We start from the raw sequence: 19,910 nt of genomic DNA on the forward strand, positions 1-19,910 counted from the left end.
CTCAAGCCGGTTTGGGAAGGTCGAAATAGCCGACCAGGCCCGCCGCGAATGCGAGATCGCCTTTCACCTTGATCTTCCCGGTCACGAACAACACCGCGGGCGTGGCCTGGTGGGTGATGATGCGGAAGAAGTCCGTCGGGGCGACCGTGATCGTCACGCGCGGCTTCTCCTTCATCTCACGCGAAACCGTGCAGGCGCCCCGCGAGATCACCGTCTCGTAGCGGTCGTAACCGCCGTCGCCCGCTCCGCCGGACAGGCGCCAGTGCACCACCGCGTGCAACGACCGCGCACGGTCCACCCGGATGTGCGCCCCCATGCGCGCGAAGATCTCGTCCAGCACCCGCTCGCACAGCACGCGCTCGGCGACGACGGCCTCCAGCTGCGCACGCGACGCGCGCGCCACGAGGTTCGCGAAGCGCGTCGGGTCCACCTTCGTCAGGGAGAACGCCGGCGCCGTTTCCGCCAGGCGGATCAGCGTCGCCAGCAGCCGGCGGAAGTCGTCTTTGCCCAGTTCACGGGGGTCGACGGCGTCGGCCAGCTCGTTGACGTCCAGTGCGCCGACCTCCGGGCCCAGCCCGTCGACGCGGTCCAGCGCGTCGAGCAGCGCCGTACCACGCAGGTTCGCCAGATCGGTGTCCTCGGCCATGCGCCACCCCGTTCCCCTCGGCTACAGCGTAAGGCTACCCGCGAGTAGGTAAGCGGGCAAGAACGCGCCGACCACGGCGGCAGGTAGCGTCTCGTGCTGGCGAAAGGGAGGTCGGAGTGCCCGACGAAGAGCAGCGCCCGCCCGAGCGGGCCCGGCGGCTACCGCGCGCCGTGCGCGAGCGGCAGATCCTGGACGCCGCGGTGCAGGTGTTCTCGCGCCACGGCTACCACTCGGCGTCGATGGACGAGATCTCCGAGGTCGCCGGCGTCTCCAAGCCGATGATCTACACCTACCTCGGCTCCAAGGAAGACCTGTTCGGCAAGAGCATCCAGCGCGAGGCGACGCGGCTGCTCGAGGCCATCCAAGCCGGCGTCCAGCCCGACCTGCCACCGGACATGCAGCTCTGGCACGGGCTGCGGTCGTTCTACCGCTTCGTCGCCGAATACCGCGAATCGTGGACGGTGCTGCACCGGCAGGCGCTGACGGTCGGCGGCGCGTTCGCCGCCGAGATCACCGCCATGCGCACCCGCGCGATCGAGCTGGTCGCCGCGCTGGTCGTCTCCGCCGGCACCCGCAAGGGCCTGGCCCAGCAGGCCGAGTTCTCCGGCGCCGGGCTGTCCGCCGCGCTGGTCGGCGCCGCGGAATCACTCGCAGACTGGGCGCTCGACCACCCCGAGATCTCCGACGGCGTGCTCGCGTCCTGGCTGATGAACCTGGTCTGGCTCGGCTTCAACGACCTCGTCGAGGGCAAGGTCTGGAAGCCGCTGCCCGGCGAAACCGCGTCAGAGGGCTGAAATCGTCCCGTCCAGGTGCGGCTTGGGCTTGCGCGCATTCCACAGCTCGAACGCCCAGCCGTCGTCCGTCGGCCAAGTAGTGAAAGCCGCCTTCGCGGGCAGCAGCACGGGCTGCTTGAACCGCACGTCGATGGTGAACGCCGACGGCAGCCGCCCCTCGAACGCCGCCAGCGCGTGCGCCTTCGTCCACATGCCGTGGGCGATCGCCGCGGGGAAGCCGAACAGGCGCGCGCTCAGCGGGTGCAGGTGGATCGGGTTGCGGTCGCCGGAGACCTCGGCGTAACGACGGCCGATGTCACCCGGGATCGCCCAGATCGCGTTGGGCGTCGGCGGCGCGAGCTGCTCACGCGGCCCCGACGGGCCCGAGCCGCCGCCCCGGCGCAGATAAGTCGACACGTCCGTCCACACCGTCTCGGCGCCGACGGAAACCTCGCTGATCACGTCGAACTGGCGCCCCTTCTCGTGCGGACGCAGGTTTTCCGCGCGCACGCGCACGGCGAACACCTCGCCGAGCCGCAACGGCCGGCGCTGCGTGATCCGGTTGGCCACGTGCACCATGCCGAGCAACGGGAACGGGAACCCCGGCTCGGTCATCAGCGCCATCTGCAACGGGAACGCGAGCAGGTGCGGGTACGTCGCCGGCAGCTCGTCGCCGAAGCGGAAGCCGCAGACCTGGTTGTACGCGGCCACGTGCGCCGGGTCGACGACCACGCCGGAGCGCACCAGCTCGAGGTCCGGCAGCGTCGAGCCGCCGCCGCGGCGCAGCAGCGCCTTCGGGTACAGCGTCGCCAGGCTGGGCGAGCTGCTGAGTTCACGCACGGCCACGGTTCACGCCCCCAGCAGGGCCTGGCCGCAGACGCGGACCACGTTGCCGTTGACCGCCGCCGACGCCGGATTCGCATACCAGGCAATGGTTTCCGCGACGTCCACCGGCAGCCCGCCCTGGCCGAGGCTGGACAGCCGCCGCCCGGCCTCGCGGATGAACAGCGGCACGGCGGCCGTCATCTTGGTCTCGATGAACCCCGGCGCGACGGCGTTGATCGTGCCGCCGTACTCCGCGAGCTGCGGCGCGCCGACGTTCACCATGCCGATCACACCCGCCTTCGACGTCGCGTAGTTCGTCTGGCCGACGTTGCCGGCGATGCCCGCGATGGACGAGACGCCGATGATCCGGCCGTTGGCCTTCAACACCTTGTCCGCGAGCAGCTTGTCGTTGACCGCGAGCTGCGCGGCGAGGTTCACGGTGAGCACGGCGTCCCAGCCGGATTCGGCCATGTTGCCGAGCGTCTTGTCCCGCGTGATGCCCGCGTTGTGCACGACGACGTCGACGCCGTCGTGTCGGCTGGAGAGGTACTCGGCGAGCTTGGCCGGCGCGTCGGCCGCGGTGATGTCGAGCTGCAGGGCCGAGCCGCCGATCCGGTTGGCCACCTTGGACAGGTCCGCGCCCTGCGCCGGGATGTCGAGGGCGACGACGTGCGCGCCGTCGCGGGCCAGCGTCTCGGCGATCGCCTCGCCGATGCCGCGGGAGGCGCCCGTGACCAGCGCGACCTTGCCTTCGAGCGGCTTCTCCCAGTTCGACGGCGCCTCGGCGGCCACCGCGTGCGTGCCGACCCGGATTACCTGCGCGTCCACGAAGGCGGACTTCGCGGATAGCAGGAAGCGAAGCGTCGACTCGCTCGCTTCTTCGGCGCCTTCGGCGACGTACACGAGCTGCGCGGTCGCGCCGCGCTTCAGCTCCTTGCCGACCGAGCGCACGAAACCTTCCAACGCCCGCTGCGCGATCCGCTCCCGGCCCTCGGCCAGCTCCGGCGGCGTGCCGAGCACGACCACACGCCCGGACGCGCCGACCTTGCGGATCACCGGGTGGAAGAAGCGGTAGACCTCACGCAGCTCGGCCGGGTCCTTGACGCCGGTGGCATCGAAGACCAGCGCCGCGTGCCGCTCGACGGGCGCGGTGACCACCTCGATGCCGGCGCCGGCGAGTTGGCTCTTAAGGGTTTTCTCCAGCCGTCCGCCGGGCGCCGCGCCGACGAGTGCGGGACCCTCGAGGGCGAGCTGACCAGGCCAGTACCGGCGGAGGGTGGCCGGGCTGGGCAGGCCGAGCTTCGGCACCACGAACTTCCCCAGCGGGGTTTTCGTGAACTGCTGGTACCTGTCAGCCATCGAATGCCTCCCGTGCCGTCTGCGTCACGTCGCAGTCTAACCTACTGGCTAGTAGGTTACAGTGTGAGAGGGACGACTTGAGAGAGGTGGACGTCATGGCGACCAGAAAAACCGCCGCGGTGCGCAGGGTCGCGATCGTCGGCGGGAACCGGATTCCCTTCGCGAGGTCGAACGGCCCGTACGCGAAGGCGTCGAACCAGGACATGTTCACCGCCGCGCTCGACGGCCTGGTCAGCCGCTTCTCCCTGCAGGGCGAGCAGATCGGCGAGGTCGCCGCCGGCGCCGTGCTCAAGCACTCGAAGGATTTCAACCTGGCCCGCGAAAGCGTGCTGGGCAGCCGCCTCTCGCCCGCGACGCCCGCGTCCGACGTGCAGATGGCGTGCGGCACCGGGCTGCAGGCCGTGATCACCGTGGCGCACAAGATCGCGCTCGGCGAGATCGACTCGGCGATCGCGGGCGGCGTCGACACCACCAGCGACGCGCCGCTGGCCGTGAACGACGACCTGCGCAAGGTCCTCGTGCAGTTCAACGCCGCGAAGACGCTGGGCGACCGGCTCAAGCTCGTCGCGAAACTGCGGCCGGGCCACATCGTGCCGGAGATCCCGCGCAACGCCGAGCCGCGCACCGGCCTTTCGATGGGCGAGCACGCGGCGCTGACCGCGAAGGTCTGGGAGGTCACGCGCGAGGCGCAGGACGAGCTCGCGGCGGCCAGCCACCAGCACCTCGCGGCGGCTTACGACCGGGGCTTCTTCGACGACCTGGTCACGCCGTTCCTCAAGCTCTCGCGTGACCAGAACCTGCGGCCGGAGTCCAGCGTCGAGAAGCTGGCGAAGCTCAAGCCGGTGTACGGCGGCCCGGACGGCACCATGACGGCGGGCAACTCGACGCCGCTCACCGACGGCGCGTCGACCGTCCTGCTCGCGACCGACGAGTGGGCGAAGGCGCACAAGCTGCCGGTGCTGGCGTACCTGACGTTCACGCAGACCGCGGCCGTCGACTACGTGCACGGTGACGAGGGGCTGCTGATGGCGCCCGCGTACGCCGTGCCCCGAATGCTCGCGCGAGCGGGACTTTCGTTGCAGGACTTCGACTTCTACGAGATCCACGAGGCGTTCGCCTCACAGGTGCTCGCCACGCTCAAGGCGTGGGAGGACCCGGCGTTCGCCAAGGAGAAGCTCGGCCTGGACGAGCCGCTCGGCTCGATCGACCGGAGCAAGCTGAACGTCAACGGCTCGTCGCTGGCCGCGGGGCACCCGTTCGCCGCGACCGGCGGCCGGATCGTCGCCACACTGGCGAAGCTGCTGGACGAGAAGGGCTCGGGCCGCGGCCTGATCTCGATCTGCGCGGCCGGCGGCCAGGGCGTCACCGCGATCCTGGAAAAGTAAGCCACCGCACGAAAAACGGGCCGCACTCACGCTGGGGTGCGGCCCGTTTTCGCGGGTCAGTGGGTGAGCGCCTTCTCGGCCTTCTTGCTCAGCTTGTCGGCGCGCTTGCTCGCCTTCTTGCCCAGCTTGTCCGCGCCCTGGCCGGCCTTCTTGGCGGCCCGGCGGGCGCGCCAGCCCAGCGACGGCTTGCCCGCGGTGTCGCCGGCGGCGAGCAGCAGCCCGCCGGCCAGGCTCGCGTTCTTGAGGAACTGCACCTGCTGCGCCTGCTTCTCGGCGGGCTCCTTGCTCTCCCAGAACCGGTGCGCGGCCAGCGTGGTCGGCAGCAGCGTGCCCAGCAGCGCCAGCGACGCGAGCCGCGGCGCCTTGCCCGAAGCCAGCGCGAGGCCCGCGCCGATCTTCACCACCGCGTCGATGCGGACGAGCGTCGCCGGGTCGCGCGGCACCTGCTCCGGCACCAGGCCCTCGACCTTGTCGAACACGTCAGTGAGGAAGGGTTCAACCGCCTTCGCGTGCCCCTGCGTGTCACGGAGCATGCCGATACCGCCGTAGATGAAGATCGACGCGAGCAGTGGACGGGCCACCCGACGCAGTATCACGGTCGTCGCCTTTCCTGGGATGTCGGCTGTGTGCTGGTCAAACTTACGCCTGGGTTTCCCCGTGGGCCCGCCGCCGAACCGCGCTAGCGGCGCATACGTGAATATCGCGTTTTTCCTAGATTCCCTCAGATGACGGTAGGCGGGAACCCGGGCGGCCGCGCCTTCGTCGGAGAGGTCGCTGGGGGTAGGGATGGACGGGGCTGCAGACCCGGCCATCCCTCGTGACCAGCCACGGGAGCACCCTGCCCGGCGGAAGCCCTCGACCGGGTGGCCGGCGACACGCCCTAGCGATGTATGGCCGAATATCGGCCCCGTCCTAGATACGTCGATACGGTGGCAGAGTGGACCCCATCCGCAATCCCTTCGCCCCCGGCGCCGGACAGCGGCCGCCGGAGCTGGCGGGGCGGGAGCGCGAGCTCAAGGCCTTCGAGGTGGTGCTCGAGCGGGTGGCCCGCGGCCGTCCCGAGCGCAGCCTGGTGCTGACCGGGCTGCGGGGCGTCGGCAAGACGGTGCTGCTGGGGGAGCTGCGGTCGATGGCCGTCCGGCACGGGTGGGGCGCCGGGAAGATCGAGGCGCGGCCGGACGCCGAGCTGCGGCGGCCGCTGTCCGCCGCGCTGCACCGCGCCATCCGGGACCTCGCCGTGCGGCACCGCGCGCCGGACCGGGTCGAAGAGGTGCTGGGCGTGCTCAAGGCGTTCGCGCTGCGGGCCAACAAGTCGGACGCCAAGCTGCGCGACCGCTGGCAGCCCGGCATCGACGTGCCCGCCGCGCAGGGCCGCGCGGACTCCGGCGACATCGAGATCGACCTGGTCGAGCTGTTCACCGACGTCGCGGACCTGGCCGCGGACGTCGGGACCGGAGTGGCGCTGCTGATCGACGAGATCCAGGACCTGCAGCCGGACGACGTCTCGGCGCTGTGCGCGGCGTGCCACGAGCTGTCGCAGTCCGGGGCGCCGCTGGTGGTCGTCGGGGCGGGGCTGCCGCACGTGCCGGCGGTGCTGTCCGCGTCCAAGTCGTACTCCGAGCGGCTCTTCCGCTACGCCCGGATCGACCGGCTCGAGCGCGAGGACGCCGACCTCGCCGTGATGGCGCCGATCGAACGCGAAGACGCCGGGATCGAGCCGGAAGCCCTCGACGCGCTGTTCGACGCGTCGGGCGGTTACCCCTACTTCATCCAGGCCTACGGCAAGGCCGCCTGGGACGCCGCGCCCGCGGACCCGATCACGGTCAAGGACGTGCAGGTCGCCGCGCCGGAAGCGGAGGCCGAGCTGGCCGTGGGGTTCTTCGGCTCGCGGTACGAGCGCGCGACCCCGGCCGAACGCGAGTACCTGATCGCGATGGCCGAGCTGACCCAGGGCCGCGACGAGCCCGCCGGCACCGCCGACGTGGCCGTTTACCTGGGGCGCAAGCCTTCCTCGCTGTCGCCGGCTCGCGACAACCTGATGAAGAAGGGTCTGGTCTTCTCCGCGGAGCGCGGCCAGATCGCCTTCACCGTGCCGCACTTCGGCCACTACCTGCTCGGGCGCGACTGAGCGCTCCGCCGCCCCTCGATAGCACTCGCTACCGCGCACTGCCCTCTAGAACTCACTACCGTTCTATGACGCCGCCTAGATGTTTATAGCGATTTTGCTAGATAGCCCTAGGCAGTGCTAGCGCGTTAGCCGCGAGTGATCGGCGACACGGAATCTGTCCGGCCGTCACCCATTCGCCACCGTTGATTCATCGGCGAGTGCGCCGCATCACCGATGATTCGTTGGCGATCTTGTGAAAAAAGGTGCATACTTAAGGCACAACAACCGAAGACCTCCTAAGGGGATGCAGAAACCAATGAGCAACATCGCCGCCAAGCTCCGTGCCCGCCGCGCCGAGGTTCGTACTCGCCGGGCGCTGAACCGGGCGATCGACACCGCGGCCACCTCTACGGTGCGCCAGGAGCTCATCGCCCTCGCCCAGGCTCGTCAGCCGTTCATGCGCTGACCGAGCACACCCAGTTGGTGTGTCACCCACGTAGGTGACCTACACCACAGAGTGCTGTGGGTGTAACGCCGCGCTGAGTAGCGCCGATACCCACTACGACCCCGTGATGCTGGCGGACCCCCGACCTGGCAGCATCACGGGGTTTCCACATGTCCGGGCCCTGTTGCCCACTCCCCGAAAACCCTTGCGGCAAACGGCCTATCGCGCGATGCTTGACCGAGTCAACGAATCCGTTGAGGTGGTCAATGAACAACTCGCGCCTGACCGACCGCGTCGACACGGTGCGCGCGTTCAACCGGCTGTACACCGGCGTGATCGGCATCCTCGACGAGGGGCCGGCCGACGCCGAGTACTCGCTGAGTGAAGCCCGGGTGCTGTTCGAACTGGCCCAACAGGACCAGCTTCACGTCAGCGACCTGCGCAAACGCCTTGATCTCGACGCCGGTTACGCCAGCCGCCTGCTCGCCCGGCTCGAGGGCCGCGGCCTGCTCGTGCGCGAGCGGAGCGGCACCGACGCCCGTCGCCAGCTCGTTTTCCTCACCGACGAGGGCCGGACCGCGTTCGCCGATCTCAACGACCGGTCGACGCGGCAGATCGGCGGCCTGCTCGAGCGGTTCCCGGACGAGGACCAGCGCCGGCTGCTCGGCGCGATGAAGACCATCACGGCCCTGGTCGACGAGCGGGAGCCAGATCACACGATCGTGTTACGCGCCCTACGTCCGGGTGACCTTGGCTGGGTCGTGCACCGGCACGGCACCCTGTACGCGCGCGAGTACGGCTGGGACGAGCGCTTCGAGACCATCGTCGCCCGCGTCGTCGCCGATTTCGCCGAGGGCCGCGGCAATCCGCGGCAGGCCGGCTGGATCGCCGAGCTGGACGGCGAACGCGTCGGCAGCATCTTCTGCATGCCGGGCCCCGACGAGCGAACGGCCAAGCTGCGGCTCCTCCTGCTGGAGCCGGCCGCGCGCGGCCGCGGCGTCGGCAAGCGGCTGGTGCGCGAGTGCATCGAGTTCGCCCGCGCGCACGGTTACGCGGCCATGGAGCTGTGGACGGTGTCCGTGCTCGACGCCGCCCGCGGCATCTACCAGCGCGCGGGGTTCGAGCTGGTCGGCGAGGAGCCGACGGACGACTTCGGGCCGACCGTGACGAGTCAGACCTGGCGGCTGGAGTTGTAGATGTTCGTTGTGTACTGCGCCGTCTGCGAGCGCCGCACGCTGCTGGGCGTCGACGAGGTCGACTGGGTCGAGAACCTGACCCGCGGCATGATCTCCGTGTCCGGCCGGTGCCCGCGGGGCCACGACGTGGTCGTGCTGACCGGCGACGCGTTCACCCCGCACGAGGACCCGCGGTACTTCGGCCCGGCGCCGCGGGTGTGGACGAAACCGGTGGCCCGGCTGCGCGGCTGGCTGCGCGGCCGGTTCGAGCTGAGCCGCGACCTGCCCGGGCCGTTCTACCGCTTCTGAGCTACCGCGTGCTGGCCTACCGCTTCTGCCGGCCCATCAGGTAGAACTCGGCGTTCGGCTTGAGCGCGGTCAGGTGCGCGAGCCGGTTGGACATCGCGAACAGCGCGGTGATGGCGCCGACGTCCCAAATCTCCTCCTCGGTCAGCCCGGCGTCCCGCGCCGCCTCGAGGTCGGGCTCGCCGAACAGCGCGGAGTCCTGCGCGAGCGCCAGCGCGAGGTCGACGATCGCGCGGCCGCGCTCGTCCAGCTCGACCTGCCACGGGTTGCTCGACACCCGGTCGGCCAGCTCGGGGTCCTTCGCGCGGATCCGCAGGATCGCCCCGTGCGCCACCACGCAGTACGTGCAGTGGTTGGCCCCGGACGTCGCGACGACCACCAGCTCGCGCTCGGCCTTGGTGAGTCCGCCCTCGCGTTCCATCAGCGCGTCGTGGTAGTCGAGGAACGCCCTCAGCTCGGCCGGCCGGTGGCCCAGGGCGCGGAAGATGTTGGGCGTGAACCCGGACTTCTCCGCGACGGCGCCCACTCGCTCGCGCAGGTCTGCTGGCAGGTCTTCGAGTTCCGTCACCGGGAACCGGCTCACCGCGTCGCTCATGGCTCCACGCTAACCCGTGCGTTCCGGCCCCGAGCCCGCCCCGATGCGCCAAAGTGGGTTGGTGACCGCCGACGAGCCGCGCCCGACCCTGCGCCCCATCCCGCGCTGGGTGATCTCGGCCGGGCTGCCGGTGATGGTGCTGGTCGCGGTGGCGGTGACCTGGCTGCTGCTCGCGTTCGCCCTCGGCGGCGACCAGCTGGACGCCATCCGCACCGGCGGCACGCTCGGCGTCGGCCTCGGCGGCGCGGTCGCGTTGTGGCTGGCGGTGCGCAAACAGCGGTCGACGGAGCTGGACCTGCTGCAGAAGTACGAGGCGCACCAGCTCGCGGAGCGCGCCGCGGCCCACACGGAGAAGGTGGCCGCGGAGAACCACGCGCACCAGCTGCGCCTCGCCGCCGACGCCCACGAGGACGCGACGGCCCGGCGGATCACCGAGCTGTACGGCAAGGGCGTGGACCAGCTCGGTTCGGACAAGGCGCCGGTGCGGCTCGGCGGGCTGTATGCGTTGGAACGGCTTGGCCAGGACAGCGAGGATCCGCGGCTGCGGCAGACGATCGTGAACGTGATCTGCGCGTACCTGCGGATGCCGCCGGCGGGGGAGCCGCGGCAGGAGAGCGAGGTTCGCCTTACCGCGCAACGACTTCTCGAGCACCACACGCGCCCCGGCTCGGTCAGCACCTTCTGGCCGGACATCGACCTGGACCTCACCGGCGCGGAGCTGGCCGACGTCGATCTCAGCCAGTGCCGGCTCCGGACGATCCGGCTGCGCTCGGCGGACCTCAACGGCCCGGCCTCCTTCCAGAGCGCGCAGTTCACCGGCAAGGCGGACTTCACCGCCGCCGAGTTCGACCGGCCCGCCCGCTTCGACGGCGCGCGGTTCGAAGGACCGGCGACGTTCGGTTATGCGAGCTTCGCGGACGACGCCGAGTTCGAAGATGCCGTCTTCGCCGGCGAAACCTCGTTCTCGGCCGCCGAATTCGAACGGGGAGCGATCTTCCGGCGCGCCGAGTTCGGCGGCATCGGCAGCTTCGTGAGCACGAGGTTCGGGGACTACACGACGTTCAACCGCGTGGCCTTCGCGCAGCTCGCCGAGTTCGAGGCGGCTTCCTTCGCGGGGTACGCGGGGTTCCGCCGTACCCACTTCGCGGTCCACGCCAACTTCACGCGCGCCGAGTTCGGCGGAGACGTCGTCTTCGACGAAGCGACCTTCGCCGGACCGCCGGACCTCGGCCGGGCGAAGGTGCGAGCCGATCGGGAGGGTCCCGTGTCCTGCTCCTGGCCGCTGAGCTGGGCCGCGCCCGGGCTCGACGCCGCGGGACCGTGGGCCCGGTTGATCCAGGAGACCCCGGCGCCGGACGCGCACCCGTGAGGAGTTAGGTGTCCTCGTGGACTGGACCGCATACGTGGACGGTTACTGCGAGCGCCTCGCGCCCGGCCTGTGGGGCGAGCCGCTGAACGACGTCACCAACCTGGCGTTCCTGGTCGCGGCGGCCGCGGTCTGGTGGCGGGCCCGCGGCGCGCGGACGGGCCGCACGCTCGCGGTCCTGATCGGGCTGGTGTTCCTGGCCAGCACGGTGTTCCACCTGACGGCGACGCGCTGGGGCGGGGCCGCCGATTCCGGGTTCATCCTCGTGTTCGTCCTGTACTACGCGGCGATGTTCCCGCACGTCTTCCTACGGGTGCGGCTGAAGCTGTCCTGGCTCGCGGCGCCCGCGTTCGTGGCGCTCACCGTCGCCATGGCGGCCCTCGGCGGCGGGCTGTACCTGCCGGCGCTCGTCGGGCTGGCGGTGTTCGCCGGCGTGCTGCTGTACGCGCGAGACCCGTACTGGACGCACTTCGCGATCGCCGGCGCGCTTTTCGCGCTGTCGCTGGCGTTCCGCAGCATCGACGGCGTGGTCTGCGGCGACTTCCCGAGCGGCACGCATTTTCTGTGGCACCTGCTCAACGCGGTGGTGCTGTACGTGGTGTCGAACGCGATGATCAGCAAGGAAAAAGCCCCCTCGCCGACGTAGGCGAGGGGGCTCCTTGACTGTCCTCAGTGGACGCCGATGGGCCGCAGGTCCTTGTCGTGCTCGTCGGCGTGGTAGTCCGTCGGCTCGGTCTCGTCCGTGCCGGACTGCCACTTCAGCCGGCGCGCGATGACCGTGACGATCGCGGCGACCACGATGTTCGCGACCAGGGCCACGAAGCCCGGGTAGATCTGCACCGTCGAGCCGGCGAACGGGTGCCAGCCGAAGATCGACAGGTTGCCCATGGCCAGCGCCGAGCCGCCGAAGTGCTGCTTCCCGTTGGCCGGGTTGGGGATGCCGTACAGCATGATCAGGCCCCAGCCCATGCCCACGATCCAGCCGGCGATCAGGCCGGCCTTGTGGAACCAGCGCGTGTACAGCGCGATCGCGACCGCCGGCAGCGTCTGCAGGATCAGCACGCCGCCGATGAGCTGCAGGTCGATGGAGAACTGCGGGTCGATCAGGATGATCACCAGCACCGCGCCGAGCTTGACGACCAGCGAAGCGAGCTTGGCCTGCTTCGCCTCCTGCTTCGGCGTGGCGTCCTTGCGGATGTACTCCTTGTAGATGTTGCGCGTCCACAGGTTCGCCGCGGCGATCGACATGATCGCGGCCGGCACCAGCGCGCCGATGCCGATCGCGGCGAACGCGATGCCCGCGAACCAGTGCGCGAACTGCGAGTCGAACAGCAGCGGGACGATGGTGTTGCCGTCGGGCTTGCCGGTGGCGTTGTTCGTCAGCGGCTTGACGCCGGCGCTGATCGCCACGTAGCCGAGCAGCGCGAGCAGGCCCAGGACAAACGAGTAGGCCGGCAGCGCGACCATGTTGCGCTTGATCACGTTGCGGCCGCGCGAGGCGAGCACGCTGGTCAGCGAGTGCGGGTACAGGAACAGCGCCAGCGCCGACCCGAGCGCGAGGGTGGCGTACTGCAGCTGGTTGTTCGCGTTCAGCAGCAGCGAGCCCGCGGGCTTGCCGGTCGCCTTGCTCGGCTTGGCCAGCTGAGTCTGCGCCTGGTCGAAGATGTGCGACCAGCCGCCGAGCTTCGCGGGCAGGTAGATGATCGCCACGATGATCACGATGTAGATCAGGATGTCCTTGACGAACGCGATCAGCGCGGGCGCGCGCAGGCCCGACTGGTACGTGTACAGCGCCAGGATCAGGAACGCGACCAGCAGCGGCAGGTGCCCGACGATGCCGGAGCCGTTGATGCCCATCGTGCGCAGCACGGCCTCGAGGCCCACCAGCTGCAGCGCGATGTACGGCATGGTCGCGACGATGCCGGTGATCGCGATCAGCAGCGCGAGCGTCGGCGAGCCGAAGCGGCCGCGGACGAAGTCGGCCGGCGTCACGTAGCCACGAGACCGGCTGACCGACCACATGCGCAGCGCGGGCAGCAGGACGATCGGGTAGACGACGATCGTGTAAGGCAGCGCGTACATGCCCAGCGCGCCGGCGCTGAACACGAGCGCGGGCACGGCGACGAAGGTGTACGCCGTGTAGAGGTCACCGCCGAGCAGGAACCACGTGATCCACGAGCCGAACTTGCGGCCGCCGAGGCCCCATTCGTCGAGGTGGTCCAGGTTCGCCCCGGCCTTCCAGCGCGAGGCCACGAAGCCGAGCACGGTGACGATCAGGAAGAGGACGATGAAAACCGTCAGCTCGAGCCACTGGATGGTCATCGGGCCTCACCCTCGTCGAGGTCGTCCACGCGCAGCTCGTCCTTGCCGCCGGTGTTGCCCGGCTTCTGGCGCGTCGCCCAGTAGACGATGCCGGTGCAGAGCACACCGATCACGACGAACGCGAGCTGGAACCAGTAGAAGAACGGCATCCCGAACAAGCGCGGGCCGTCGAAGTTGAACAGCGGGGTGACCAGGATCAGCAGCGGGATGATCAACAGCAGGTTCCACGGGCTGAACTGGAACCCGCGCACCCGCCCATCCTGTTTGGCAGTGGACATCGAACCTCACCTAACACTCACGTAACACGCGACCGGGCTGACCCTAGAACTTCGGCCTCCCGGGCGTCACGCGTGTCCGATATCGATTTGATCAGCGCAGGTCACGGGCCTGACGAAGGTGGCTTTCACCGGCTTGCCGGGAAGCTGCGGGTTTCGGCGGGAGCTGTGGACAAGATCGTGGAGGACTGCCTTGTGGACGTCCTCGGGTCGGCTGGCGCGGACCTCACCGGTGCCCCACTGCCGGTAGCGGCCGGCGGGTGCGGCCCCAAGGTGTTGTGGCCCCGCCGGGTTTTCCCCAGCCGGGACCACTTTCCCACAGCTTGTGCACAGAGTTATCCACAGGCGGTGGACAACTTTCGGCTAGACTGCCGGGCATGGTTCGGGTGCCGCTGACGGAAGAGGAACGCTCACGGGGTGAGCGGCTCGGCGTGGCGCTGCGCGCGGCCCGCGGCGCACGCAGCATGGTCGACGTCGCCGCCGAGGCGGGGATCTCGGTGGAAACCCTGCGGAAGATCGAAACCGGCCGGATTCCGACCCCGGCGTTCTTCACGGTCGCCGCGATCGCGGACGCGGTGGCCATGCCGCTGGACGTCCTGCGCGAGGCCTGCTCCGAGGATGCCGGGACCGGGGAATTCTCCCAAGCCAGTTGAACGTCCTCAGCCGCGCAGGCGGTTCAGGATGTGGTCCCGATCGTTGATGTACAAGCAATCCTTCACCGGCAGGTCGAACGAATTCAGCAGCTTTTCGAAGTCCGAAAGCTCGTCCGGGGTCAGGGGCAGTTCGGCGACGGTGATGTGGGCGGCCATCGCGTCGGCCAGTTCTTCCCACTCGCCCGACCACTGGAGGCTTCGGTAGTGGGTCAGCTCGGCCGGGGTGAAGCGGTCGGCCAGCAGGCCCAGCAGGCTGTCGAGGAAGTAGCTGATGCGGTTCTCGGCCGCGTCGGCGACGGTGGGGTTCGCCGGGTCGCGCGCGGCGTCCGGGTTGCGGACCACGCCCAGACCGGTGACCGGGTATCCCGTGTGGACAAAGCCCTCGGCGTCGACCAGCACCACGACATGCACGCCGTAGCGCTCGCCGGCGCAGCGCCAGCGGCCGTTGTACTGGCGGGCCCGCGGCTCGCCCGGGTCGTTCGCGACGTCCTTGACGACCGCGATGATCTGCTCGTCGCTCCAGGCAGGCGGGAACTCGGTGGTCGCCCTGCGCCCGGTGCCCGGTGCGTGTCCGCCGCCCACCAGAACTCCTCTCGTCCGGGTGGAGCCTAACGCGCCGCGCCCGGCTCAGCCGATCAGCGAGAGCACCACGATCCCGGCCACCAGCAGGTCCGGGCCCCGGAACAGCTGCCGCGCGAGGTTCGCGGGCAGGGGACCGGCCGGGGTGTCCACAAAACCCGCGCTGCTGTAATCCACCGGTTTGCGCGTCACCGTCCGCAGCACCGCGAGCACGGCCACCGGCAACATCGTCCAGGCCAGGCCCGACACGGACGTGCCCAGCGCCAGCAGCCCCGCGCCGAGCAACACGGACCAAACGGCGGCGACCACCACCAGCGCGACGCCGTGCGTCAGCACCAGCTCGAAGTCCGACGAGCCCAGCCACCGCCGACGGCCCGGGTTGCGCCACAGCACGCCCAGCCCGGCGCCGAACGGCGTCAGCGCGACGTACGCGCCCAGCCCCACCAGCACCGCGCCCGGCAACGTCGGCACGGCGACATGCCCGACCGCCACGGCCAGCGCCACCAGCAGCAACGCGCCCAGATACCGCGACCGCCCGACGACGCCCGCCCAGGCCAGCCGCAGCGCCGACGGGTGACGCAGCGACCACGAGCCGGCCGGCGCCGACTCCGGCAGCATCATCATCGGGTCGAGGAAGGTGACCGCGACCGAGCGCAGCACCCGCGCGTTCCAGCCGTCGAGCAGCACCGCGCGGCCCGCCCGCGTCACCGCCCCGCCGCCGAACGCCAGCGCCACCGCGCACAACAGCACCGCGCCGCCGACGTACTGCACCGGCGACGGCCCGAGGCGCGCCGCCGCGATCGCGACCCCCGCGACCGCCAGCACCAGCGGCCCCGCCGGGTCGACGCGTAACGCGGTGCGCCGCGCCGTCGCGAAGGCCAGCACGGCGCTCCCCACGATCAACGCGAACCCCGCGCGCCACAGGTCCGGCCCACCGCCGCCGACGGCCAGCATCAGCGCGGCCACGTACGCGACCACCGCGACGAACCCGGTCAGCGCGCCCGCGAACCGCGCCGCCACCACGCGACGACGGTCGACGCGCGCGAAGTCCATCCACGTCAGCTCGGCCGGCTCGGCCCACACGAAGCCGCGGCGAAGGAGGCTGCGCCAGCCCACGGCACAGCACAGCAGCACCAGGCCCAGCACCGCCGGGAAGTCCACAGGGGACTGTCCGAACAGGACCCGATGCCAGGAGTCCGTGCGGAAGAACGCGGTGAACAGGAAGCCGCCGCCGAAGATCAGCACAAACGTGGCGCTGTCGCCGCTGAACACCCCGCCGAACCGTTTACGGCCGGGCACGCGCAGGCGGACGCCGAGGCTCACCACAGTTCGAGCACGCTGTCGGCCGCGTCCAGCAACGGCTGGTGGTGCGTGGCCACCACCACGGCCGCGCCCGCCGCCGTCGACCGGCCGATCAGGTCCACCAGCCACTCCTTGCCCGCCGTGTCCAGCGCGCGCTCCGGCTCGTCGAGCAGCAGCACCCGGTGCGGGCGCGCGGTGACGCCGAGCAGGAGCAGCCGCCGCCGCTGGCCCGCGGAGAAGTGCCCGGCCGTGACGCGGGCGCGCTCGGCCAGGCCCGCGTCGGCCAGCAGCGCGTCGAAGTCGCCGAGGTCCTCGCCGAACGAGCCGGCCAGCAGCTCGAGGTGCTGTACCGGGGTCAGCTCGGCGAAGAAGTCCGAGTCGTCGAACAGCACGGACACCTTGCGGCGGAAGTCGAGGCTGCGCTCGTCCGGCTTCCGGCCGTCGATCAGCACCCGTCCGCGCTGCGGCTGCTGCATGCCGTACAGGCACCTCATCAACGTCGACTTGCCGACGCCGTTCGGCCCGACCAGCACCGCGCACTCACCGGGGTCGACCGAGAAGTCGAGGCCGTCGAGCAGCCAGAGATCGCCCGCCTTCACCCCGATCCCGCGCGCGTCGATCATCGGCCGTGCAGCAGCTCGACGACGGGCGCGAACGCCTCCGAGTTGGGCTCCAGCACCGTGAAGTACGAGATCCCGAACCGCTCGCGGTGCGCCACGAGCTGCTCCGCGATCTCCTCGGGGGTGCCGATCAACGCAGTCGGCGCGGCGGCCAGCTCGTCGAGCGTGAGCGCGCCCCTGACCTGCTCGTGCAGCTGAGCCATGGCCCGCTGCCGGTCGTCGGTCACGATCACGAAGTGGGCGAGCAGGTTGAACTCGGCGGTGCGATCACCCAGCCGCTCGCTGACGAAACTGACGCGCTCGGAGATCCCGTCCGGCGCCGCGGGCACGAGCCCGGACCCGTCCGGCACCTTCGCGGTGCCGGTGAACGCGATGATGTCGGCATGCTCGGCGGCGAGGGTGAGCACCCGGTCGCCGCGGCCGCCGATCATCAGCGGCGGGCCGCCCGGACGCACCGGCGCGGGCTGGTGCTCGGGGTCGGCGTAGAGCCGCTTCAGCTCCTTGATCGTGTGCTCGAGGTGGTCGACGCGCTGCCCGGCGCGGGGGAAGTCCAGCCCGGCCGCCTCGAACTCCGCCTTGACGTATCCGGCGCCGAGCCCCAGCTCCATCCGCCCGCCGACGAACTGGTCGGTGCCGGTGACCTCGCGCGCCAGCACCGCCGGCCGGTGGAAGCCGACGTTGAGCACGAACGTGCCCAGCCGGACCCGCTCGGTCACCTCGCCGGCGAGCACCAGGCCCGGGAACGGCGGCGCCATGCCCAGGTGATCGGCCACCGTCAGCACGTCGTAGCCGATTTCCTCGACGCGGCGGCACTTCGCCACCCAAGCTTCGCGCGAGTCCGGAAGGATCAGGTTCACGCCGAACCGGAACGGTTTCACCCCAGAAGCGGTCATGGCCCCACGCTACCGACCGGTCCGCGCGGTTTCCCGCCCGGCGCAGCACAAAGGGGACGCTCGCCACCGGTTTGGCAGCGAACGTCCCCTTTGGACATTCAGGACGTGCGAGCTCAGCCCAGGCGCTGGGCCAGCGCGTCGAGCTCGTCCCGCAGCGAGGTCGGCACCTCGCCGATCTTCGCGAACCACTCCTCGATCAGCGGCAGCTCCTCGCGCCACTCGGCCGGGTCCACCTTCAGCGCGGCCTGGATGTCCTCGGCCGGCTCGGTCAGGCCCTCGGTGTCGAGGTCGGCGGCGCTCGGCACGAAGCCGATCGGCGTCTCGGTCGCGTTGCCGCGGCCCTCGACCCGCTCGATGACCCACTTGAGCACGCGCGAGTTCTCGCCGAAGCCCGGCCACAGGAAGCGGCCGTCGTCGCCGCGGCGGAACCAGTTGACGTAGAAGATCTTCGGCAGCTTGTCCGCGTCGGCGTTCTTGCCCAGCGTCAGCCAGTGCTTGAAGTAGTCACCGGCGTGGTAGCCGAGGAACGGCAGCATGGCCATCGGGTCGCGGCGCACGTTGCCGACGGCGCCGGCCGCGGCCGCGGTGGTCTCCGACGACATGGTGGCGCCCATGAACACGCCGTGCTGCCAGTCGCGGGCCTCGTTCACCAGCGGCACGGTGGTCTTGCGGCGGCCGCCGAACAGGATCGCCGAGATCGGCACGCCCTTGGGGTCGTCCCACTCCGGCGCCAGGATCGGGCACTGCGACATCGGCGTGCAGTAGCGCGAGTTCGGGTGCGCCGCCTTCTCGGTGGAGTCCGGCGTCCAGTCCTGGTGCTTCCACGAGATGGCGTGCTCGGGCTTGTTCTCCATACCCTCCCACCAGATGTCCCCGTCGTCGGTCAGGGCGACGTTGGTGAACACGGTGTTGCCCTGCTCGATGGTGCGCATGGCGTTCGGGTTGGTGTGCCAGTCGGTGCCCGGCGCGACGCCGAAGAAGCCGAACTCGGGGTTGACCGCGTACAGCCGGCCGTCCTCGCCGAAGCGCATCCACGCGATGTCGTCACCGAGGGTTTCGGCGCGCCAGCCGGGAATGGTCGGCTGCAGCATCGCGAGGTTGGTCTTGCCGCAGGCGCTCGGGAACGCCGCCGCGACGTAGTGGACCTTGTCCTCGGGCGAGATCAGCTTGAGGATCAGCATGTGCTCGGCGAGCCAGCCCTCGTCGCGCGCCATCACCGAGGCGATGCGCAGCGAGTAGCACTTCTTGCCCAGCAACGAGTTTCCGCCGTAACCCGAGCCGTAGCTCCAGATCGCGCGCTCTTCCGGGAAGTGCGAAATGTACTTCGTCTCGTTGCACGGCCAGGCGACGTCCTTCTCGCCCGGCTCGAGCGGCGCGCCGACCGAATGCAGCGCGGGCACGAAATCGCGCTCGCTGCCGTCCGGGTTGATGAACTTGTCGAGGGCCGCCTGGCCGGCGCGCGTCATCACGCGCATCGACGCCACGACGTACGCGAAGTCGGTGATTTCCAGACCCAGCTTCGGATTCTCATCGCTGAGCGGGCCCATGCAGAACGGGATCACGTACATCGTGCGGCCCCGCATCGAGCCGCGGTACAGCTCGGTCATGGTGGCCTTCATCTCGGCCGGGTCGGTCCAGTGGTTCGTCGGGCCGGCGTCCTCCGGCCGTGCCGAACAGATGAAGGTGCGGTCCTCGACCCGGGCGACGTCGCCGGGGTCGGAAGTGGCCCAGTAGGAGTTCGGCTTGGCCTTCAGCTGCACGAAGGTGCCGGCCTCGACCAGTTCGGCGTTGATCCGGGCGGCCTCTTCGTCGGACCCGTCGACCCACACCACACGGTCCGGGGTGGTCAGCTCGGCGACCTCCCGGACCCAGGACAGCACGCCACTGTGCGTCGTCGGCGCGGTGTCCAGTCCGGGGATGGCGACTGCGGTCATCTCTACTCCTGACTTCCGACGACAAAAGAGCCCACACCTCGAACGACTGTGTTCAGGTGCGGGCCTCATTGCCGGCGACCGAATGGCTTCGCACACCGGCGGCGGACCGGTGTGCGGGTTTTTGGGATTCCTCGACTGTAGCTGGATGACCGGCAGGTAACCGAGAGCTGACCTGTTGGTTCTCTCACAAGAACGATAAGGGAATCGATTCAGTTGTCACTGAATCGGACCATGACCGGAAATCTTTTCGAGTGGCCTGAGTCGCATTCGTGACCAAAGGGCGCCGCGCCGGAAACGCGAACGGGCCCGGCGACGCCTAAACGTGGCCGGGCCCGATGTGACGGGAGTTA

Annotated in this window: 21 protein-coding genes; 9 read left to right on the forward strand and 12 right to left on the reverse strand. The window is 70.2% G+C overall.

Features of this window, described 5'->3' with window-relative positions; translation table 11 throughout:
* Position 1 precedes the first annotated feature (1 nt).
* On the reverse strand, positions 2 to 646 hold the full coding sequence (locus OG371_RS14830) for an SCP2 sterol-binding domain-containing protein (protein ID WP_329069559.1): 645 nt from the start codon (positions 644 to 646) through the stop codon (positions 2 to 4).
* Between the two features lie 116 nt (positions 647 to 762).
* Between OG371_RS14830 and OG371_RS14835 the strand changes: the two genes are divergently transcribed.
* Positions 763 to 1,440: a TetR/AcrR family transcriptional regulator gene (locus tag OG371_RS14835; RefSeq protein ID WP_329069561.1), complete on the forward strand. Its 678-nt coding sequence runs from the start codon at positions 763 to 765 to the stop codon at positions 1,438 to 1,440.
* Here the strand turns inward: OG371_RS14835 and OG371_RS14840 are convergent.
* Both OG371_RS14840 and OG371_RS14845 read right to left on the reverse strand, forming a co-directional pair.
* Positions 1,429 to 2,265, reverse strand: coding sequence for a MaoC family dehydratase (locus OG371_RS14840; protein WP_329069563.1), 837 nt, complete (start codon positions 2,263 to 2,265; stop codon positions 1,429 to 1,431). The two genes, OG371_RS14835 and OG371_RS14840, sit on opposite strands and share 12 nt — an antisense overlap.
* 3 nt (positions 2,266 to 2,268) lie before the next feature.
* Entirely contained in the window at positions 2,269 to 3,603 is a 1,335-nt protein-coding gene (locus OG371_RS14845; protein ID WP_329069565.1) for a 3-oxoacyl-ACP reductase, read from the reverse strand.
* Between the two features lie 95 nt (positions 3,604 to 3,698).
* Between OG371_RS14845 and OG371_RS14850 the strand changes: the two genes are divergently transcribed.
* Complete coding sequence (locus OG371_RS14850) at positions 3,699 to 4,988, forward strand: acetyl-CoA C-acetyltransferase (protein ID WP_329069567.1); 1,290 nt, start codon at positions 3,699 to 3,701, stop codon at positions 4,986 to 4,988.
* Between the two features lie 56 nt (positions 4,989 to 5,044).
* Here OG371_RS14850 and OG371_RS14855 read toward each other — a convergent pair whose 3' ends face one another.
* On the reverse strand, positions 5,045 to 5,584 hold the full coding sequence (locus tag OG371_RS14855; protein WP_329069569.1) for a DoxX family membrane protein: 540 nt from the start codon (positions 5,582 to 5,584) through the stop codon (positions 5,045 to 5,047).
* 341 nt (positions 5,585 to 5,925) lie between these two features.
* On the opposite strand from OG371_RS14855, the gene OG371_RS14860 reads away from it, so the two are divergent.
* The 4 genes from OG371_RS14860 (at position 5,926) to OG371_RS14875 (ending at position 9,024) form a co-directional block, all read left to right on the forward strand.
* Entirely contained in the window at positions 5,926 to 7,116 is a 1,191-nt protein-coding gene (locus tag OG371_RS14860) for an ATP-binding protein (protein ID WP_329069571.1), read from the forward strand.
* 295 nt (positions 7,117 to 7,411) lie between these two features.
* A complete protein-coding gene (locus OG371_RS14865) occupies positions 7,412 to 7,561 on the forward strand; it encodes a hypothetical protein (RefSeq protein WP_177231655.1) in 150 nt (49 codons plus the stop codon).
* A gap of 245 nt (positions 7,562 to 7,806) precedes the next feature.
* A complete protein-coding gene (locus tag OG371_RS14870; RefSeq protein WP_329069573.1) occupies positions 7,807 to 8,736 on the forward strand; it encodes a bifunctional helix-turn-helix transcriptional regulator/GNAT family N-acetyltransferase in 930 nt (309 codons plus the stop codon).
* Positions 8,737 to 9,024: a hypothetical protein gene (locus OG371_RS14875; protein WP_329069575.1), complete on the forward strand. Its 288-nt coding sequence runs from the start codon at positions 8,737 to 8,739 to the stop codon at positions 9,022 to 9,024.
* Positions 9,025 to 9,040: 16 nt separating this feature from the next.
* On the opposite strand, the gene OG371_RS14880 is transcribed toward OG371_RS14875, so the two are convergent.
* Entirely contained in the window at positions 9,041 to 9,616 is a 576-nt protein-coding gene (locus OG371_RS14880) for a peroxidase-related enzyme (protein WP_329069577.1), read from the reverse strand.
* A 61-nt stretch (positions 9,617 to 9,677) separates the two neighbouring features.
* On the opposite strand from OG371_RS14880, the gene OG371_RS14885 reads away from it, so the two are divergent.
* Both OG371_RS14885 and OG371_RS14890 read left to right on the forward strand, forming a co-directional pair.
* Positions 9,678 to 10,985, forward strand: a complete 1,308-nt coding sequence (locus tag OG371_RS14885) for a pentapeptide repeat-containing protein (RefSeq protein WP_329069581.1) — start codon at positions 9,678 to 9,680, stop codon at positions 10,983 to 10,985.
* A 16-nt stretch (positions 10,986 to 11,001) separates the two neighbouring features.
* Positions 11,002 to 11,628, forward strand: coding sequence for a hypothetical protein (locus OG371_RS14890; protein WP_329069583.1), 627 nt, complete (start codon positions 11,002 to 11,004; stop codon positions 11,626 to 11,628).
* A 23-nt stretch (positions 11,629 to 11,651) separates the two neighbouring features.
* Here the strand turns inward: OG371_RS14890 and mctP are convergent, their stop codons facing one another.
* Together mctP and OG371_RS14900 are read right to left on the reverse strand one after the other, a co-directional pair.
* Entirely contained in the window at positions 11,652 to 13,304 is a 1,653-nt protein-coding gene (gene mctP / locus OG371_RS14895) for a monocarboxylate uptake permease MctP (RefSeq protein WP_329069585.1), read from the reverse strand.
* Complete coding sequence (locus tag OG371_RS14900; protein WP_329069587.1) at positions 13,301 to 13,582, reverse strand: DUF3311 domain-containing protein; 282 nt, start codon at positions 13,580 to 13,582, stop codon at positions 13,301 to 13,303. Before OG371_RS14900 ends, mctP begins: the two co-directional genes overlap by 4 nt.
* Positions 13,583 to 13,956: 374 nt before the next feature.
* Between OG371_RS14900 and OG371_RS14905 the strand changes: the two genes are divergently transcribed.
* The gene (locus OG371_RS14905) at positions 13,957 to 14,232 is read left to right on the forward strand and encodes a helix-turn-helix domain-containing protein (protein ID WP_329069589.1); all 276 of its coding nucleotides are present in this window, start codon (positions 13,957 to 13,959) and stop codon (positions 14,230 to 14,232) included.
* A 6-nt stretch (positions 14,233 to 14,238) separates the two neighbouring features.
* On the opposite strand, the gene OG371_RS14910 is transcribed toward OG371_RS14905, so the two are convergent.
* From OG371_RS14910 to OG371_RS14930, 5 genes are all read right to left on the reverse strand, one after another.
* A complete protein-coding gene (locus tag OG371_RS14910) occupies positions 14,239 to 14,814 on the reverse strand; it encodes an EndoU domain-containing protein (protein ID WP_329069591.1) in 576 nt (191 codons plus the stop codon).
* Between the two features lie 45 nt (positions 14,815 to 14,859).
* Positions 14,860 to 16,137, reverse strand: a complete 1,278-nt coding sequence (locus tag OG371_RS14915) for a DUF6297 family protein (RefSeq protein WP_329069594.1) — start codon at positions 16,135 to 16,137, stop codon at positions 14,860 to 14,862.
* On the reverse strand, positions 16,131 to 16,736 hold the full coding sequence (locus OG371_RS14920; RefSeq protein WP_329069597.1) for an ABC transporter ATP-binding protein: 606 nt from the start codon (positions 16,734 to 16,736) through the stop codon (positions 16,131 to 16,133). The genes OG371_RS14915 and OG371_RS14920 overlap by 7 nt, the downstream gene beginning before the upstream one ends.
* Positions 16,733 to 17,626, reverse strand: coding sequence for an LLM class F420-dependent oxidoreductase (locus tag OG371_RS14925; protein WP_329069599.1), 894 nt, complete (start codon positions 17,624 to 17,626; stop codon positions 16,733 to 16,735). The genes OG371_RS14920 and OG371_RS14925 overlap by 4 nt, the downstream gene beginning before the upstream one ends.
* Before the next feature lie 113 nt (positions 17,627 to 17,739).
* Entirely contained in the window at positions 17,740 to 19,560 is a 1,821-nt protein-coding gene (locus OG371_RS14930; protein WP_329069600.1) for a phosphoenolpyruvate carboxykinase (GTP), read from the reverse strand.
* Positions 19,561 to 19,910 lie beyond the last annotated feature (350 nt).

The organism is Amycolatopsis sp. NBC_01480, from assembly GCF_036227205.1.
Taxonomy (GTDB): Bacteria; Actinomycetota; Actinomycetes; order Mycobacteriales; family Pseudonocardiaceae; genus Amycolatopsis.